Below are 19,466 nucleotides of genomic sequence, written 5' to 3'. Positions count from 1 at the left end.
TTGTTGAACTAAAGCATCAACTGGATCTACTGTTTTTGGCTGGGCTTTTTTTTTAGGTTTTTAAATACTGGGGTATGTTCTTCTGGTATTCCTTGTAGGGAGATCGCATCACAACCCCCATGATAAGCATCTTCATAAGACCAACCTGCCCCTAGTTCATCATAAAAACCAAGCGCAAACTTAATTGCTGCATTATCTCCAACAGCACTATTCATCCCAACCACATAATCAATATGTTCAGCGATCGCATCAGCCTGAATTTCTGAGTAGCAAGCATTAAGAACAACACATTCTAGCCCTCGTTTAGCAAATCGTTTAAATAAATTTACTAAAGCTTCAGTAGAGACAAGTTGTGCTAAACCTGCATCATTTTCTAAAATTAATCCATCATCTCCTGAACCATGCCCACAAAAATGAATAATTTGAGGGTTAAAATCTAACAAAGCACGACGTAAATCATCAGGACGAACCGCCCAGCGTTGCTGTAAAGAAAATTGCTCTCTATGCTGCGACCTTTGTAAACCCTCGTTAATTTCCCGCACCTCTTTATCTAAGCGTAATCTAGCTTCATTAGTGGGGCTGGATGCAACAATTAATATTGTACGTTTTGAAGGATGGTTTTCAGTTGTGTTTGTTATGCCAGAATCATAGTTTTGTATAATGTTTCCAACTGTTAAACTACCGCCAACTTGTGTATTGCCCCCGAAGATACTTTGTTGAATGTTAGGCTGATTGTCTTTTGTCATGTGTTTAAGCTCAGTTAAGCAGGATTTATGCTAATCATAGCAGAGCGAATATTTTCAAGATTTTCACAACATTCAACCATATCAGGATGTGTTGAATATAATTTTTTCTCATAAATAGAAATTGCTTCTAGACACAGATATTCGGCTTTGTTGTACTGACCTTGCAAATAGTATATTAGGGACAGATTGTTGAAACTTTGAGCGACAGTTATGTGTTCATTACCCATCAAGCACTTTTTTATATTTATAGATTTTAAATATAATGATTCCGCTTCTGAGTAGCGATGTTGAGCTTTATATAGTAGCGCTAAATCATCAAAGTTGCGTGCCTTAAAAGGATGATTCTTTCTAGATAGGCTTTCGCATATGTTTAAAACTTCTATATAAAATGATTCCGCCTCTGAATAGCGTTCTTGTTCATAATATAATTTACCTAGATGATTAAGACTCATCGCTACATAAATATGGTTTTTTCCTAACAAAGATTGTCTTATACTTAAAGCTTGTAGAATAAATGTTTCTGCTTCAACATAACGCTTTTGTTTACGATATACACTTGCTAAATTATTAAGACTCTGTGCCACAGGACTGTGCATTTCACCTAATAACTTTTTTCTCATCTCCAGTGTTTGCATATAAATTACTTCTGCTTCTGAATAACGTCCTTGAATTTTATAGATGTAAGCAAGGTTATTAAGGTTTGTTGCCACAAGTTCGTGATCAGTTTTAAAACGTTGTTGACAAATATTTAGACCATATTTATACAGCTTTTCGGCTTGGGAATAAAGTAGCTGATTTTCGTAAATGAAACCCAAAGCTTTAAATGGTAAAATTAATTCTTTATCTGCAAGATAAGTACTCAGATAATATGAAACTTCTTTAATATGAGGTATTATAGGTGCAAAAGTATAAATGAAATTAGCAGTAATTGAATAAGTGTCTGGAACTTTTTTTGATATTTTTGCTATTACACTTGCAAAAGTTTTTTTCAACTGCTCTGCTTCTGGGAAAATAGTTAGTTTATCTTGAAAAAAGTCTCTAATTAATTGGTGCATGGTGGAGTATATTTCGTTAGACTCAATCAAATGCAAATTTTCTAACTCAACCCTACTATCTTCTAATTCTTCAACATTTTGCCCAATATCTACACTTTTTATTATTTCCCAAGGAATGGGAGCCAAAGCAAACAAACTAAGTAAATATCCTAATTGTTTGGCATTATCACTTAATTCTTCCCAACTTAGCTCGAAAGCACCAACAACTCCACGCTGAACATTAAAAGTCCAAGTGCGGTCATCCTTATTGACATCTAAGGATGCGTGGCGCAGCCCTTTTTCTTCTAAACGTCTCAAAGCTACTGGTAGAAATAGCTTCCGTTTATTGATATACCGCCCCATCAAATTCAAAGCTAAAGGTAAATAACCAAGTCTTTGAGATATATCTTTAGCAATCACCAATTCTTTTGAAACCTTTTCTGCGCCAACCCAGTTACTTAATAATTCTAGTGCCTCTGTTTCATTAAAAACATCAAGCGTTAATGGTGTGACAGTGCTATCTAATTTTAATCTTGTAGTCATCAAGACTTTAAATTTAGATAACTGTGGTGGTAGATATGGCTCTACCTGGGAATAATCATTGACATCATCCAACACCACCAAAACATCACCTTCGGGCCAGCTAGACCAGCAAAAATCCACTTGCTTTGCTAAATCCCAATTCTCCGGTACTTTCCAACCTAACTTAACTTCAGCAAACCTTACTATCTGGATACCTACATCTTCATCCCTTGCCAGCAACCAACAAATTCCGCCTGGGTACGTTTGAAGTAACAAATGCAGCAATGAATATTGAGTAGCCAGTTCAGTTTTGCCAACACCACCCATACCTTCAATTGCAGCAATTGCAATTCTCTTATTTTGCTGTAATAATTGTTGCAAGCTTTTTAGAACCTCAGTACGTCCCACAAACTTGACTGTGGCACTGTAAGGAACATTATGAGGAACCCCTACAGTTTTGAAGGTATTTGGAAATACAACAAGCAAATTGAGAATTTGGTTAATATCTCCAGTAGTTAGATCCCCTCCAACCTGAACATTCTGAAGAATGCTTTGCAACAGTTGTTCAGGGTTGGACTGCTTGCTCATAACGTTCGTTTGTTGGAATTAAATAAAAAACCTTGATAATATTTTACATAACCCGTAGAAAGCCATAAGAACATTGTATTTGAGGAAGATAACCAAAAATTTAAGCAAATCAAGCAGAGTATCATTAATGATAGCTAGCTTAATCGCAATATAAATATAAAGACAAGTAATCAAAATATGACTATTAATAACGTCTCTATAACTAACACGCTTATAACCAAGTTATTCCAAGCACCATCAATAACCGAATATTACATAGAGCGTCCTGATGTAAGCCACGTAAAAAAATGATAAGGGATGGAGCTACAGGTGCTTAGAGTTGGTGGCGATCGCTGCCTGATGCTGGTGACTACGAGAAATGCGTCCGTAGCAAATTTTTCGGCTCTACCACTTTTTTCCTGTATGTAATAAAATAAATATATAACTTAAAATAATTACTTAAAAAAAGTTCTGTATATTAGGTTATTTAAAGCATAAGTTTTGTAAATGGTAATTAGGGTTATCATTCACTACAAAATAACAAATACCTTCTTTCTATTTTTTGTTTTCACTAGATTTAAGAAATGAGTTATCGCCCAGGTTCTCAGGAATCACAGCAACAAATATTTAGCAATGTCAACGCTCGTGATATAAACACGGGCAATATTTATCAAGTTCTAATTTCTATTATTCAAGGAGACCTTCCTCCTGAACCTAAGATTATACTTGAATGGCTACATCAAAACTTTGAACGGGCTAGGAATAGCTGGTTAAGTCACCGCTACTCTCCAGATATTCATCAAATAGGTCAAATAGAAGCTGATTTGCAGTTACGATTGAATGGCATATCATCTCAGTATACATGGCTAGAAGAGACGGGGAAAACTAAAGCAGAACGATGGGTAGAAAAACTTGGGGAATTAATTCCTCTCATAAAACAATACCCGAAAATTCTGTTGATTTGTTCATTACGTAGTAATTTTTTCTACCGCATAAATCTTGCACCTGGTATCAGTTCAGTTCATTTGAATGGTTCTGATGCTACGCTTGATAAAATTTTTGAATCTTATTGTAATGTCAATAGAATTGAATGTCCTCCCGTTTTGCGTTGGGCATTACAAACACCACTTGCAATTAGGCTTTTTGCCGACTTGTACAAAAAACAGAATATTCATAGCGTTACGCTCGAAGAATTTTCATTAGTAAATTTAATTAAAAAAAAGATTGATCATACCGAACGCGCTATTCGAGAAAGCAATCCAGAGGGATGGAGCGAAAACCTTACCCCTGTACATGACAGTTTAGTTGCGATTGTGAAAGCTTGCTTGTCCAAAGGAGAACTTTTGCAAGCAGAGGCATTACAAGTTGCTGAAGCTGGTCAAAAAACCCCAGGAATTTTATCTCGACAACAATTACTATATATTCTCGACAATTGCCTAGCTCACGGGCTTTTACTGCTTAGAAGGCAATCTTTAGATGATCCGTTAGAGGGTGAAGGTTGAAGAAGATGAACCTTATAATGATTTTGAAGATATTGATACAAATTTATTAAATAAATTTGTTGAAGGTTCGTTAAGACAATCAGCTTCAATAGCAGATCGGAAACAGGTAGAGGAATTTTTAAAAGCAAAAGCAGAAGAACAAAGAGCAATCGAACTCTTTGAAATTGCAACAGATGAAGAAAGACAGGAATTTTTGATCCGAGGGGGAATTTCACAAGAAGAAATTGAAAATGGTGAAATTTCAAAAACCCAAGATAAGACTTCAAAAAAACCAGAATACTCGCCATCAGCCAAAGCTCTCCTTACACAATATGCAGAAAAATATGCTCTGCCAAGCTTAAATCCGATCCAACTTGCCTTTGGTTTTATTTCAGCATACTCAGCTAAACTTGGCTGGTTTAGCGATGTTTTCATTAAAGAGCCGAATGGTGGTGAGCCTGGAGAAATTCTTGGTGCAGATATTGCCTTTCTGCGTCAGTATCCACAGGCAACTCATGGATCTAGAAGCATCACTGCAACTTTTGGTGAGAAATATGTTTGGGCAGCTACTAATGAGCTATCTGGTTTCCTTGCAAATCAAGTTGCAGTATATGACTGGGATAAATGTTTTGAACCTCCAGTAGATATAAGCTTATTAGCAGAACCAACAAATCCAGCACCAGATATAGGCTATGGACGATTAAAATTAAATCAAGTATTAAATTTTTCTGAACTTGTCCCTGATACTGAATTATCTAGCTTTAATCAAGTTGATCGAGCAAATGAGTGGGTTCAAAAGGCATCTTTACCAAATATTCAATCTTTGTTGTTCCAAAACTCATATAAACTACCTGAGTGGGCAAAAATTGACGAATGGGTTGTTCTGCGATCGCTTGTCATTAGACGTAATGCGGATAGCCAGGCAGAGTCAGTATTACGAACATCGAGCTTTTTATTTGCATCAAATGAATTATCTTGTCTAGAAGAAGATACTCAATTTGAAGCTTTCCCCAGTTTTTATGATATTTACCAGTTTTCTTCAGGGGTTGAGTCAGTAGAAACATATCGTGATCCATGCGAAGTTGTTTGGGCCCCTTGGATTCAGGAAATTGAGAGAGTGATTCGCTATAAAACTTTAAATACCTTTGGTTATCCCACAGAACTGCAACTTCAAGCGACAACTTGCCAATTTCATTGGGAGACTCCAGATGGAGAAAATGAAGAGTGGGTTCCAGCAAAAACTCTTCGAGAAATGCTTGGGATTGTTGACTTTCGAGAAGGTAAATTTCTAACAGCTAATGGACAATTGCAGGCATTGACTTTTGATAATTCAGGAGAGCGTTGGCATACACCTTATTGTCAAATTCTTTTGGTTCGTCGTACTGCACTCTTTAAAGCCCTTGCCGATTGCAATCTAAGTATTGGTTGGGAAATCTGGCTGAACAGGGAACCAGCTTATCCACTTATTCGTATTTCAGGGAAGAAAAGGATGTTTAGAAATTGGTATGCGATTGCATTTGGGAATTCTAATACTTTTAAAGTCATTCCTTATAAAGACGAAATTGAACCTTGGTACAAGGATGAAGTTTAAAATTAGAATTACATTTCACTAATATTCAAATTACTTAACATTTAGTACTGAATATTCTGCTGTTGATTTTCTTTTGGCTGCTTGTTAAACATTTCGGTTTTCCTGGGTTATGTCCCCAACTGTAACATCTCCACCTACTTGCCAATTCTTACTAAACGTCTGTTGAGCATTGCTTTGCCCCTCACTTACTTGTTTAATATTCCCAATTTCTACCTTACCTCTAACTCGAAGCTCCTCTAAAATTACTTGTACAGTCGGAGATTGAGACTGCATTTGCTTAACTAGTTCTTGTAACTTCGTTGCAAAATCTTGATCTTCTTGCATCTGAGTTACAATTTCTGCTTGTAATATCTGCGTGTTTGCTTCAGTTGGATTAGCATTTGCTCGTGTTAGCAACCCAGCAGTCCCCATAGTTTGCAACTTCACTTGAACTGTTTCACGCACACTCTGGATAGCTTCTGCACTTTTATCCCAGGCAGTCTCGCCAATTTTTTCGCCAACCTTCTCTAAAGCTTTTGGCAGAAGAACAGTTGTCACTACTCCAGCAACAAGGGATACTGGGTCAATCATGTTTTATTCTCCCTTTACAAATAAATAAGCATAAAATTTTAAGTATTTAAACTATAGCTTTTTTTGGAAAAATGTCGGATAAAATAGTGTTTTAGTAAAAAATACAATTGTCTATTTTCATAATTATAATTTCATCTAGATTTACTATTAGTTACAAAATTTAACATAAAACTGATAAGGTATGAGCAATCTGCCTGAGCCTAATTCCAATCAAACTATTTCATCAACTATAAATAGCCTATTAACAATGAGCGAGGAAAAATTAAGTTCAGAAAACCAACAAGACATTTTAAAAGATTTACTAGTGGGCGGAAACTTAACCACTAGAGATATTACGCAACAAAATATTAAAAACCAAATAAATCTTTTATTTTTAAATATTTCAGATGATGGTGCGATAAATAAAGCTTTCTCTAAAATCGCTCCTGATGGATGGTTCGACTGGAGAGATAAACCTAAAAATGTTAATGATGTACTTGAGCAATTAGAAGAAATTCCTTACTCAAACCCTAATAATTCGGCTTTATTAAAATTTGTTAGTTTGCTAACTCAAGATAAAAATATTTCCCCAATTATCCGCGAAAAGCTCAAACAACTATTGAATAATGAATCTTTTGAAGTTAAAGTTAAAACTACATCCACACAAGTCCTACATTCCTATCTGTTAATTCAACTTCGACCAGAAGGAAGTAAAGAACTATATGTTAAAGCTTGGTTTATTCCTGATGATACAATTCAAGATCCTTGGGAACGTTTTAAACTTTTAACAGTTGACGAGCAGCAATCAGAAATTTCATTTGTGCCGGAGAAATTACCAATATTGCTCAGTAAATTGCTTCAACAATGTTTTGAAGAATACTTGCAAGGACAACCAACAGAACTAACTATTGAAATTTTCCTACCACGCGATCGTCTCTGTGATGAGGTGGAAAAATGGGAATATAAGGATGACGAAGATTGTAATATCACTATTGGTAAGGATTTTCGGGTTGTAGTGCGTTCCTATGATCGACTGAAAAAATTACGCACACAACAGGGTTCATATTGGCGCAGAAATTGGGAAAAAGTTCAGCTAACTTGGCAAGCTCCTCCCTGTTATGAGCAGGCTATAACAGTTTCTCAAGCTTGTTTTGATCCCAAAAAATTGAGAGATTTGCTATTTGAGAAAATTATTCTCAAAATCTGCTGTGATTTATCAGACTCAGAGCGAAATGGTCTACTTAGTGCAATCCACAGTGCTGGGACACCGATTATAATTTGGTCACGTTGTGAGCTAAACACTCTCAAAAATCCTGAACACTTTGATGCGTTACTGAAAGAACCATTGCATGAATTGTCCGCCTGCATTAGAGAACAACGTCGTTTAGCATCTGACCATGAAATGCACTTGGGTAATCATTTAGTCTTATGGTGGGACGACCCCAATCGAATACCACCAAACCCAGCATTGGAGTTTTCTGCATCATAATTTAGGAGTAAGCAATGAGCGATTGGCTGATTTTCCAAGGTACAGACTCACCACATGATGGAATCAAAAATCTTCCAGAACCACCAAAATGGCGTGAGTTTGGGGATGCGAAGGAGAAGCAGCGTGGACAAACCTTTCAAGTCCGGCGCAATGAAATTGAGCTTGCGAATGCAGCACTTTATTTGCGTCGTCCTTTGCTGGTGACAGGAAAGCCGGGGACTGGTAAAACCTCTCTTGCTTACAAAGTTGCGTATGAACTCCAACTGGGTTCTGTACTGCAATGGCCTATTACCACCCGCTCTACACTACAAGAAGGACTTTATCGCTACGATGCGATCGCACGTTTACAGGATGCTCAAGGTAAGGATAATACTAGAGATATCGGTAAATATATTCAACTCGGTTCCTTGGGAACAGCCCTACTACCATCTCCCCATCCCCGTGTTTTACTGATTGACGAGATTGATAAAAGTGACATTGATTTACCCAACGATTTACTGAATATATTTGAAGAAGGGGAATTTGAAATCCCAGAATTAGCTCGTTTACCGGAAGAATATGAAACAGTCAAAGTCCGGGGTTATGATGGCAGTGTTGCAACTATTACCAAAGGGCGGGTGCGTTGTAGCCAATTTCCCTTTGTTCTACTGACTAGCAATGGTGAACGGGAATTTCCCCCAGCCTTTTTACGACGCTGTTTGCGATTGACGATGGAAAATCCCGATGAAGCAGCTTTGAAGAAAATTATTCAGGCGCATCTGGGAGATAGTGTAATGTCAGAAGCAGAGGCTTTAATTGCCCAATTTATCCAACTACGAGATAAACCCGATGCCGGGGATTTGGCAACAGACCAATTACTTAACGCGATTTATTTAGTTACTCGTGAAAGGAGTCCCGTTGGTAATGACAAAGAACGATTGCTCAAGGCATTAATGGAATATCTCACAACTACATGAGGATATATGATTGAGCGGGTAATTGATGCTTTTAATCAATTGGGGTTTGATTTAGACGATACGGAGATAGCCGATATCCTCTGGCTTGGGGTGCAAATGCGCCGTTGTGACCCTTCACCCATATCTGAATTGACACAGGAAACACCAGCAACAACCCCAGAAATAGACCCAAACACCAAATTACCACGTGATCGCCAGAACAATTTCCCAAAATCTCCAACCAAGACCGAAACCAACGCTAAGGTTTATCCTCAATCATCCCAGGATAGTAAGGAAACCTCAAGCGGTTTACCCATCAAAGTTCCTGCTGCTCAAGCATTACGGAACAAATTAGATATATCCCGCTCCCTTAAACCTTTAAAACGTCGAGTTCCTTCCAGAAGCAAATTTATCCTCGACGAAATTGCCACAGCAGAACGTATTGCCGAAGAGAAACTTTTATTACCCGTAATGCGCCCCGCACCCGAACGCTGGCTCGAACTGGCTTTGGTGGTAGATGAGGGAACATCGATGTTTCTCTGGCAGCAAACTATCAAGGAGTTTCAGCAACTATTGGAAAGACATGGTGCTTTTCGAGACGTGCGAACCTGGGGATTATTTAGCGACAAACGGGGTAAAGTTTGGCTGCGTCCCCGAACTGGGGAACTATCCCGCCAAAAAAGGTTACACAACCCCAGAGAACTAATTGATCCCAACGGTCGGCGGTTGTTTATAATTATCAGCGATTGCGTTTCCCCAGCTTGGTATAACGGTGCTGTTACCAAAACTTTAGCAGCTTGGGCTAGCACTGCCCCAACAACGATAATTCAAGTATTACCTGAGTGGCTGTGGGAAAGAAGTGCTTTAAGTGTTGCCGAGTCAATTTTGTTACGTAGCTTTGCTCGTGGAGTCCCCAACCAACAGTTAATCATGACAGCGTTGGATTTGCTTGATGAAAGTGATGTCTGCAATCGGCTTAAAATCCCCGTAGTGACGCTAGAGCCAGAATCGCTGAAAATTTGGGCGCGGATGGTTGCAGGTGCGGGAGAGGTACAAACCAAAGGGTTTTTGCTTGCACTAGATGGGGAAATACTTGATGTTAGTAGCGAATCAACGGAAAATTCTAACATCGAGCTTACAGCCAAACAACGTTTGCAACGCTTTCGCCTCACTGCTTCGCCAATGGCAAGGAAGCTGGCAGGACTTTTGGCGGCTGCACCCATTAATTTATCAGTTGTACGGTTAATACAGCAGACGATGTTACCACAGTCAAGCCAAGTTCATATTGCTGAGGTATTTTTAGGTGGGATATTAAAGCCTCCGTCGCCAGTTAATGGGGGGGTAGAAGTGGATAAAATTCAGTTTGACTTTGTGGATGGGGTGCGGGATTTGCTGCTTGATACGGTTCCATTAACGGAGTCATCCGAGGTATTGCATAAGGTTTCGGAGTATATAGCGCAACGGGCTGGGTTATCAGTTGATGAGTTTGCGGCGATGTTGGCGAATCCAGGTTTGGCAGTTGATGGTTCAAAAGGTGTTTTGCTTCGTCCTTTTGCTCAAATAATGGCAAAAGTGTTAACGCGATTTGGTGGTAAATATACACAATTAGCAGAAGAATTAGAGCAGTCTTTTCAATTCTCCTCTCAAAGTAGTATCACTCCAAACCTCTTTATTTTTTGGCGAAAAGCTTATCAATTATTTAAATCAGAAGAACCACTTACTACGCCTGAAGAACTGAAAAATTTTTATGTCGAGCGAACCAACAGTCCTGTAAATAATTTAATCACTTTCTTGGATATGGAAGACAACTCAGCTAAATTTTTATTAGCAGGTCACAGGGGTGGTGGCAAAACTACAGAATTGCGGCGATTAGAACAACATTTGAATAGCAAGTATACAGTAATTTGGATTGATACTGTAACTGCTCTCGATCAGTACAACATTGGCTATGCTGAGGTTGCAGTCCTAATTGGAATTAAAATTTTTGAAAAAGTTATTCAACGAGAGTGGGGTTTAAAAGACGATTTGTTAAATGATTTACTAGAAAGTCTCAAAACTGTAGTTTATCAACATGAAGACGCTGAAAATACTGGTCTTGAACTTCCAGAAATTATCAAAAAATTAGGTTTAATTCTTAAACAGGGTCTAACTCGGAAAGTTACTACAACTCTCAATATTCGTCCGCAGCTTAGTAAAATTATTGAGCGAGTTAATGCCATCATAGAAGCTGCTGAGAAAAGAAACAACCAAAAGTTACTGATAATTGTAGATGGTCTTGATCGACACGATCAAGTTACAGCCTCGGAAATGTTCGCTAGTCCACTACTGACTCAGATGAGTTGCCATATTATATATACGATTCCGATTTCACTCAGGTATTCTCAAAGCTTTCGTCAACTAATGGAAAGCTTTCAAAAATGCTTAGATTTAACTAATCTACCAGTATTTAAATGCGATGAAAATTTATGTCCTACTACAATCCCTAATCAACCTGGTAGAGAAATTCTTAATAGTGTAATTCATAAGCGTTTAGCAAGTTTGGGTGATGCTTATAAGGGTTTATTTCATCCAGATGCGTTAGAATTAATTTGTGAAAAAAGTGGTGGTATAATGCGAGATTTAGTAAGATTAGCACGCACAGCCTGTGAAATTGGATTGCAAAATAAGCTGAATTTAATAGACTTAGAAACTGCACAAGAGGCTGTAAGAGAAATTCGTAAAGACTATAATTTAAACGATTACCACTATCATGAACTTGATTTAATACATCGCACTGGCAAACTTACGATGAAAACACACGTTTTGCCTAATAAGGGTCAGTTTATTATTTGTGATGAACTTTTGCAAAACAAATTTGTATTAGGTTATTACGATCACAGTAAAAAATCCTGGTTTGATGTAAACCCTATTCTATTAGAAGATTTACAAAGATGGCAATCGAGAATAGGGTAAACTTACGATAAATTCTCAATTTTCCATACCCTAATTACTATTTCAAAACGGCGGCGTGAATAGGAAAAATGGTAAATTTTACTTATCCCCATTCCATACCTACTTTTACTATAGGAATCATATTTGATTTATGAAAATATCTCACTCCATCGCGGAGCCAAAATGATGACTGTAGGAGAGCAGTTTTTTATTCGGGTTCATAATGCTGTAGATTCTATTATTAGTAACTCTGCAACAATTGCTAGGTTGGGGATCAATGCTACAGGAATCGCTATTGTTACCCAAGTTGTAGTAACAGCGATTTCATATTCCCTGGATCTTTACCGAGGCGACATTACTGTTGAAGAGTACAAAAATTTAGTTTTAGAAGCGGCAAAGAAAGCAGGTATTGCGACACCAATTGTTTTCCTGATTTTAGTAGCTGTATTAGCCTTATTCCCAGAATTTACGGTTGTGTTATCAGCACCAGTAGTTGTTGCTGGGTTCAATGCTTTATTTGGGATGAGTATTGCCATGCCGATCATACAATCGCTACTTCGTCATGCCCAAGCTGGTGGTTTTGCTGAGGAAGCTGTTAATGCCCACCCAAATGCGTTTGGTGGTTCTGCGTCTGCTTAAAATCTGCAATTCATTTTAAGAATTACTGGGGTAAAGATGCTAGGTGGAATACTGCTGCCTCCAGGTGGGGTTACGATGTCCGCAATCGCCTCGTTGCTGATGTTTTTTATGACAATGGCACAGAATTTATTAAATTCACCAACGGCAAAGAAATTACGGTAGATGCTGCGTGGCGTTGGGAGTGGGAAGGGTTGTTGAAATATGCGACTAATCAATAGCTGACGTTACTCATTCCCCCACTGGATATTTTTCGTGAAATGGTATCACTAGATTTTTGCACCTGATAATTGACTAAAGATAGATTCCACTGCTTCTTAAACTTGCTGATGGTTGCCCTCATGCTGGCGTAATACTTGCTGTCTAGCAAATATTGAATTACCCACAATGGGGGGCATTCTCCAAGGTTTGCCCTATCCAACCATTCAAATATCTCACTTTGATTTAACGACACGGGCGCGGCGGAACCAGTACCTTCATGATTTACTTTATCCTCATCACCAGAAACCAAGTTTTCAGCTTTTTGATGTGCGATCGCTAAACTTGAAGAAAATTCATTTTGTGCGACGGGCACAGCGGAACAAGTATCTTCATGAGGGAATATCGCTTCAACGCCACAGTCCTGGTTTTCAGCCAGCAACGAAGCAGATTGAATCGGTGCATCATCCACAAGCGCTAGCGATGTACAGTCCATTGCCGTAGGCAATTCTTCAAGTTCTGACGCGCTTTCAGTACGTGAAGGCGACGCGCCCCCCAAGGGCGCATGAGCCGTTTCTTCAACATGCAGATTTTCGGTTGGCGCGTCAGAACCAACTACCATACCAACAACCTTAGTTGGTTGTTGGTAGGTAGTTAACGGGTTGTTAGAAACGTTGTTAGGATTTTGGAACCCTTGCAATTCCTCACTTTTTTGACTATTCTTTTGGAATAATTCCAAATCAGACTGAATTTGTTCCACTTTGGGGTGGTTCTTATTCGGTTCGGGCTGGTTTGTTTTCTCCCCGGCGTGGACAGCTTTCTCGTTACAAGAAATGGTTTCCCCAGACGTGGACGATTCCCAGTAAAACCGATTGTAATAACCATGAAGGTTACGGACACGGTAGCTAATCAATCCAGGTCTACCAGAGGGTAAGCGGCCAAACACTTCCTCAAACTGAAACAATCCTTGGGCGCTTAACGCTGCACCTGCTTTCTGGAACGACTTGTAAGTAAGGTTAGTGTCAAGTTTATGGGCAGGACCCCCAAATTGTTCAGCCGCAACGCTATCTAACCAAAGTTGCTGCACAGATGGAGGCTGCTGACGAACCCAGTTGATATCCTCAATTGATACCTTGCAGTGTGGTCTAATCGATTTATCTTCTGAAGCTTGTTTGCGATCGCTTCGCTGCTTGCTGCCACCGTTGATTGCTTTTAACGCTGTAGTCATATTTCCCCCAAAATTTGCATGACAATATGAGCAGCATGGTTGCAATGCCGCGTTTAAGTTTTTTGGCTATTCTCTTAGCGAGTTTTTATCTACTGGTTTTCGCCCTGCCAGAATCGCAACTCGTCTCGGAAATACCTGTCAGTCTTTTTCGATTGCTCTTTCCAACAATCCCAGGCCACTATCACCTCATCTCCCAAATCCTGAATCACCTCGCCCCTCTCGACATACAAAGTACGGTATGGGTCGGCGTGGGCAACGATAGAGCCGATGCCAATAGTGTCCGGTTGAGAGGATGCGTTCTGGAGAGCAGTAATTAGCTCTGTTTCCTGGGTGGTCAATTCCGCCCAGTAATCTTGTTTAATAACCTCATACTCTTGGGCAATATCCCAAAATTCCTGCCAAGTACACCCAGGTTTTGCAAGTACCTGCCGAATATCACTAACAGCTTGGGGCAACATTTCCAATTGCTCGGCTCGATATGCGATCGCAGTTGGTGTCGGTTCACTCCCCAGAATTATCGCCGCAGCTTCCAAGGCTTGGGTGTTGTTCATAGCACTGGCAAGGTTTTTCAAAGCCATGCCCATCAACCGTAGACATTCTTGGGCATTCTCCTTGGGTGGTTCAACAGCTAGCGATCGCAAATCAATTTATATATATTATTGACGCATAGTAGTAGGTGGTAATATCCATAGTATCGAGACTTAAAATCAGGCAAAATAACCTATGTAAAGCTCAAAAAAACCAAATTAAGTCACTTACGACTTACACAAAAGTAAAATTACTAGTCTATATAAGTTTCAGTTTAGCGATCACAGCTTCGTAAATCGAGAAACGTATTAATATAGTTAGCTCATAAATTTATAAATTATATGGCTCAGGACATCTCACATAAATTCACCCTATGTTTCAAAGTTTCACTTTTCGGTTTCTTCTTACCATTGTTACTCAGCAGTAGTATTCGATCAGAAGAGTGTACTCAAGCAGATATCAAAGTACAGATTGAAAAATTTAAAGCTGCTAATGATACTGTAGTTAAATGTGGGGAAAACGCTATTTCATCTTTAGCAGAAGCTCTGAGTAATAGTGATGCAGCCACCCGTACTAATGCTGCATCTGCTTTAGGTAAAATAGGTTGGGTAGCACAAGATACTGTTCCTGATATAGTGGAAACACTAGGGGATGGTGATGAAAACGTTCGTAGGAATTCAGTTCGTGCCTTAATTGCCATTGGGAGGTCTGCTCAACAGCAAGCTAATACAATTTCTGAGTTAGATTTAAAAGCACTCACTAAATTAGAACTCCTTAAACAACAAATAGAAAAAGCCCTTACTCGTATCGATGGAAAGCCCCAAGAATGGACAAATCAAAAACTGCAACAGCAAGAACTTCGCTTAACTAGAAATGCCCTACAAACAAAGTTAAATCAGTTACAGGATAGAATAATTTATCGTTTCATCCAGTGGGTAATTAAAAATCCGGGAATATTTATATTATTGGCAGTGGCTGGTTATTTGATTATATTTATAATTCATCCACTGTCGTTACTTAGTCTAGATAAAGTATTGCCACAAACATGGAAAATACCTATAGTAAACCAAGAAGTAAAAGTAAAGTGGTTATTATTTTTGAATTCCCAACAGAGAGTATTGGATGCGTGGGCGGCAAAGTATATTGAGTCAGTGAAAACAGAATTTTTCAATAAAGATACAGTCGAACGCGATAAGAAAACTTACATTCCCCAGCCTGTTAAATTCAACGACAAAATCCTCATCCCTCAATTTGAGAGCGACGAAAACCTGACAGAAGTATTAGAACACAAAAAACTCCAAAGTGCGCTCAAAGCAGAGATGCAGAGAGAACAACAGTTCTGTGTATTGATTCAAGGAGAAGGTGGTGCAGGTAAAACCAGCTTGGCTTGCCAAATTGCAAGTTGGGGAATGGAAGGTAAGCTTGCTAATCAGGGCAAACGCATCTAAAGTATAACAATCCTTTAATAGCAAGGGTTTTGGCGTTTTTTAATTTAGCCTATTTTTTCATCAAGATCCTTGCCCAGCAAGGGTTTCAGAAATCCCGTGCGTTCGCCCTGGCTTGCTAATCATCGGATATTACCTGTACTCATTGATCGTGATTTACAAGACAATGAAGACTTTCTAAAAATGACTCGTAAGCAACTACAAGACCTGACAAATACACAAAATGACGATATTACCCCAGAATTTCTCATTGACTTGTTGCGTCAGCGACGTGTCTTGGTAATCATTGATCACTTTTCCGAGATGGAAAAGTCAACCCGTGATAAAATCCTTGCTGCACTAAACGAAAATCCCTTTATTGCCTTAGTTTTCACATCACGAGTAGTAGGGGAACTTCAGAATCTGACTAAATCCATTCTTAAACCAATGCGGGTTGAAGGAAAACGGATATCAGAATTTCTGGGTGAATATCTCAAGTTACGCGACTTTCGTAACAAATTTGATGACGAAGAATTTTATAACGCTTGCTCTCGTCTCAATCGCATGGTAGGACAGCGTGAGATCACAATTATGTTAGCAAAGCTCTATGCTGACCAGATGATTGCTACTAAGCAGGGAGATACAGAACTACCAGAAAATATCCCAGACTTAATGCTGAGTTATCTGAATCAGCTTCATCCTCAAGCTGGTTTAGATCAACAATCAATAGTTCATCAAGATTTAAAAATCATTGCTTGGAAGTGTTTAGAAAATACCTACAGTCCTGCACCCATTTCTAGAAGAACTGCCAAAGATGCCCTGGTTAGCCCTGACTCTAATGAAATCGATAGCCATCTGGACTACTTACAAAACAAGCTTAATATATTACTAAAAGTAGAACCAGACAAAGTGAAGATTAATTTAGACCCCTTAGCAGAGTATTTAGCAGGGTTATATCTGGTTCAAAAGTATCAAGATAGCGCCAGCCATTGGCAAAACCTTTTAAGAGATATTGATGAAAAATCAGAAGATCAGGAAAACAATCAAGGCTTTTTGTTAGCGCTATGGGACTGTTGTGAAATTAAGAAAAAGGATTTCAAAATCCCAGACTTTGTAATTGAGGAATTGCTAAAGAAAGCAAATTTAGATCCAGAAGAAACTAAAGCATGGCAACGGAAACAGCGGATTAAAAAGTTGATCGATGAACTTTCTACATCAGAGGTAGAATTTCGCCTCCGTGCTGTAATTGACTTGCAAACAATGGGTAAAGATGCTAATCCAGCTATTCCTCGTCTGCGTAGACTTTTGGAAGATAACACCGAAATAGCAAAAATTCGTATAGAAGCTGCCAAAGCCTTGAAACAGTTTGAGCAAGAAATTCCTATGATTATTGCACAAATAAACAACGGAGTAGAGTCGATTGGTCTAAAAGAACATCCACCCACCAATAAGATAGACCTCGGTAATAAAGTCATATTAGAAATGGTGCCAATTCAAAGCGGTATATTTTTAATGGGCGCTCCAGAAACAAAAAAGGATTCACGGGATTCAGAAAGTCCTCAGCATTCAGTAACTATTCAGAATTTTTGTATAGGTAAGTATCCTGTTACCCAAGCACAGTGGAGAGCAGTAGCTGCATTACCACGAATCAACAAAGAGCTAGAAGCTGACCCATCAAATTTCAAAGGGGAGCAACGGCCTGTAGAGCAAGTGTCTTGGCACGATGCAGTTGAGTTTTGCGATCGCTTGTCCTCCCATACAAAAAGGCAGTATCGGCTACCCAGTGAAGCAGAATGGGAATATGCGTGTAGAGCCAGAACTACCACCCCATTTCACTTTGGTGAGACAATCACATCAGAATTGGCAAGCTATAATGCTACTGAAACTTATGGTGCAGGAGTAAAAGGGACTTACAGAGAAGAGACAACACCTGTGGGTAGTTTTGAGGTAGCTAACGCCTTTGGGTTGTACGATATGCACGGGAACGTCTTGGAATGGTGTCTTGATGATTGGCACGATAATTATGAAGGTTCGCCAACAGATGGAAGTGCTTGGCTTGACAACAATGATGATAATCTTTCTCAAAAACAAGGAAATGTTGTACTGCGGGGTGGTTCCTGGCGCAACTATTCTGGTTACTGCCGTTCCGCGTATCGCTACTCCGACACGCAGGACTATTACAGCTACCATATTGGTTTTCGTATTGTGTGCGCTGCCGGGATGGTTCTTCAGTAGCTCTTTATACTTTTTTGCCTTTGCTCTTGTTTTTTATATTTTTTTAGTGTGTACAAGCGGGACGATCTAATTTTTTTTGAAATCAAGAGTGGGTAGCTTGCAAGGGATTTTTACCTCTCCCAATCAACCAACACCCCATCAACAATCGCAATCCCCCACTGTGGAAACTTCGCCAACAATTTCTTGATCACAATCTGCAAAGCCGGATCATCACTCCAACACTCCTGCAAGAAATCAAACCCCGGATTCTCGCTCGAATTCGCCGCTCGATTCAGTTTTTTCCTTCTTACAGGTCGCGCATTTGCCCTTGCAACAATCGCCTCATGCGACCATTTTTTAGGATTTGGCATGGACGCGGTAGAACCTTCACCCTCATAAAGAAATAGCTAACCTTAGTGCCATTCCACTATAGCTAATGGTCTATTGAGTAGTACCAATAGCAGATTTCAATTGAAGTTTAATATTTGTACCTTTTTTCAGGGCAACTTCTCCAATTATTATTACAGGCATAAATACTAAAGCTTACTTTCAGTAAAAGGTTAGAAAAGAGAACCAGTTTAGACTATGCCAAGCAATGAGAAAACCTCATTCATAAACCGATCATAAGAGATAGAATTCTCTGACAAAAGTTCTGTAAGATTATAGTAAGAGGTAATAAGAGTATCTTGACTAATCCGCGTATGTACTTCAGATGTAATACAGCTTGCAACAAGAATAGTTGGAACATCTGGTGATAGCCGTCTTGCCTCCCCAAAAGACTTTTTTGCTGCGCCATAACGTTCTAAAGCACCTGCGGGGTCTGCACCCCCCTTAACTTCTATTACAGATACTGTTGTACCATTGACTGCAATAAGTGAAATATCTGGCTCACTTGAAAAAAGAATCGATGTTTTATTGATCAATAATATGCCCCGATACTTATGAATATTACTGACTTGCTCTTCCAATTTATTTAAATCAAACTGCTCAACTGAAGTACCTACACGAGAAATAAAAGCCCCTAAAACATTACGTTCTTTTGCCTCGTTAACTAAAAGCCTCTGTACTACTTTTTCAGCTTCCTCTCCAATAGCATTGCGCCAAGAACCATCTATTTGTGCGCCAGTTGAGGTGAGTAATAGTCCATATAATTCTCTCTCAGTAAAACTTTGAATAGAAGAATCAATAATAAGAGTTATATGTTCATTAAAAAGAATTGATAGTTTAATAGCTTGATCAGGCTCTAAAGGGATAGTGTTGTACACATCATTCTCTTTCTTTTTGACATCAATCTTAGCTAGATAAGAAACAGATTTCTGCGAAAGAACTGCAATATTACGGTAGTAAGCTAAAAGTCGTGAGATCCTATTATAATTGTAAAAAAGATAGAGAC

At 38.9% G+C, this 19,466-nt stretch carries 14 protein-coding genes and 1 pseudogene; 8 read left to right on the top strand and 7 right to left on the bottom strand.

The window, feature by feature from the left end; translation table 11 throughout:
* Window positions 1-26: 26 nt before the first annotated feature.
* The gene (locus tag FD724_RS39445) at window positions 27-746 is read right to left on the bottom strand and encodes a CHAT domain-containing protein (protein WP_179076969.1); all 720 of its coding nucleotides are present in this window, start codon (window positions 744-746) and stop codon (window positions 27-29) included.
* A gap of 14 nt (window positions 747-760) precedes the next feature.
* Window positions 761-2,890, bottom strand: a complete 2,130-nt coding sequence (locus FD724_RS39440) for a tetratricopeptide repeat protein (protein ID WP_179076968.1) — start codon at window positions 2,888-2,890, stop codon at window positions 761-763.
* Window positions 2,891-3,453: 563 nt separating this feature from the next.
* Between FD724_RS39440 and FD724_RS39435 the strand changes: the two genes are divergently transcribed.
* Together FD724_RS39435 and FD724_RS39430 are read left to right on the top strand one after the other, a co-directional pair.
* Entirely contained in the window at window positions 3,454-4,371 is a 918-nt protein-coding gene (locus tag FD724_RS39435) for a hypothetical protein (RefSeq protein ID WP_179076967.1), read from the top strand.
* Window positions 4,361-5,941: a hypothetical protein gene (locus FD724_RS39430; RefSeq protein ID WP_179076966.1), complete on the top strand. Its 1,581-nt coding sequence runs from the start codon at window positions 4,361-4,363 to the stop codon at window positions 5,939-5,941. The genes FD724_RS39435 and FD724_RS39430 overlap by 11 nt, the downstream gene beginning before the upstream one ends.
* Window positions 5,942-6,025: 84 nt before the next feature.
* Here the strand turns inward: FD724_RS39430 and FD724_RS39425 are convergent, their stop codons facing one another.
* The gene (locus FD724_RS39425; protein WP_179076965.1) at window positions 6,026-6,511 is read right to left on the bottom strand and encodes a Fis family transcriptional regulator; all 486 of its coding nucleotides are present in this window, start codon (window positions 6,509-6,511) and stop codon (window positions 6,026-6,028) included.
* A 181-nt stretch (window positions 6,512-6,692) separates the two neighbouring features.
* On the opposite strand from FD724_RS39425, the gene FD724_RS39420 reads away from it, so the two are divergent.
* The 4 genes from FD724_RS39420 to FD724_RS39400 all read left to right on the top strand — a co-directional run bounded on the left by FD724_RS39420 (window position 6,693) and on the right by FD724_RS39400 (window position 12,484).
* Entirely contained in the window at window positions 6,693-7,979 is a 1,287-nt protein-coding gene (locus tag FD724_RS39420; protein WP_256874807.1) for a hypothetical protein, read from the top strand.
* 14 nt (window positions 7,980-7,993) lie between these two features.
* Window positions 7,994-8,935 (top strand): MoxR family ATPase, encoded by a 942-nt coding sequence (locus FD724_RS39415; protein ID WP_179076964.1) that lies wholly within the window; start codon window positions 7,994-7,996, stop codon window positions 8,933-8,935.
* A 6-nt stretch (window positions 8,936-8,941) separates the two neighbouring features.
* Entirely contained in the window at window positions 8,942-11,866 is a 2,925-nt protein-coding gene (locus FD724_RS41600) for an SAV_2336 N-terminal domain-related protein (protein ID WP_256874806.1), read from the top strand.
* 123 nt (window positions 11,867-11,989) lie between these two features.
* The gene (locus FD724_RS39400; RefSeq protein ID WP_256874805.1) at window positions 11,990-12,484 is read left to right on the top strand and encodes a hypothetical protein; all 495 of its coding nucleotides are present in this window, start codon (window positions 11,990-11,992) and stop codon (window positions 12,482-12,484) included.
* A 211-nt stretch (window positions 12,485-12,695) separates the two neighbouring features.
* On the opposite strand, the gene FD724_RS39395 is transcribed toward FD724_RS39400, so the two are convergent.
* Window positions 12,696-13,907 (bottom strand): hypothetical protein, encoded by a 1,212-nt coding sequence (locus FD724_RS39395; protein ID WP_256874804.1) that lies wholly within the window; start codon window positions 13,905-13,907, stop codon window positions 12,696-12,698.
* 89 nt (window positions 13,908-13,996) lie between these two features.
* A pseudogene (locus FD724_RS39390) lies at window positions 13,997-14,554 on the bottom strand (hypothetical protein); the annotation flags it as partial.
* A 222-nt stretch (window positions 14,555-14,776) separates the two neighbouring features.
* Here FD724_RS39390 and FD724_RS39385 point away from each other — a divergent pair.
* Both FD724_RS39385 and FD724_RS39380 read left to right on the top strand, forming a co-directional pair.
* Window positions 14,777-15,883, top strand: coding sequence for a HEAT repeat domain-containing protein (locus FD724_RS39385; RefSeq protein WP_256874803.1), 1,107 nt, complete (start codon window positions 14,777-14,779; stop codon window positions 15,881-15,883).
* 96 nt (window positions 15,884-15,979) lie between these two features.
* On the top strand, window positions 15,980-18,094 hold the full coding sequence (locus FD724_RS39380) for a formylglycine-generating enzyme family protein (RefSeq protein WP_256874802.1): 2,115 nt from the start codon (window positions 15,980-15,982) through the stop codon (window positions 18,092-18,094).
* 110 nt (window positions 18,095-18,204) lie between these two features.
* On the opposite strand, the gene FD724_RS39375 is transcribed toward FD724_RS39380, so the two are convergent.
* Together FD724_RS39375 and FD724_RS39370 are read right to left on the bottom strand one after the other, a co-directional pair.
* Window positions 18,205-18,444 carry a hypothetical protein gene (locus FD724_RS39375; protein ID WP_256874801.1) on the bottom strand — a complete coding sequence of 80 codons (240 nt, stop codon included), beginning with the start codon at window positions 18,442-18,444 and terminating at the stop codon, window positions 18,205-18,207.
* Between the two features lie 207 nt (window positions 18,445-18,651).
* Window positions 18,652-19,437 (bottom strand): XcyI family restriction endonuclease, encoded by a 786-nt coding sequence (locus tag FD724_RS39370; RefSeq protein WP_256874812.1) that lies wholly within the window; start codon window positions 19,435-19,437, stop codon window positions 18,652-18,654.
* Window positions 19,438-19,466 lie beyond the last annotated feature (29 nt).

It is taken from the genome of Nostoc sp. C057, from assembly GCF_013393925.1.
Classification (GTDB): domain Bacteria; phylum Cyanobacteriota; class Cyanobacteriia; order Cyanobacteriales; family Nostocaceae; genus Nostoc; species Nostoc muscorum_A.
The sequence above is the reverse complement of the archived record's forward strand: the minus strand, read 5'-3'. Positions and strand labels throughout refer to the sequence as shown.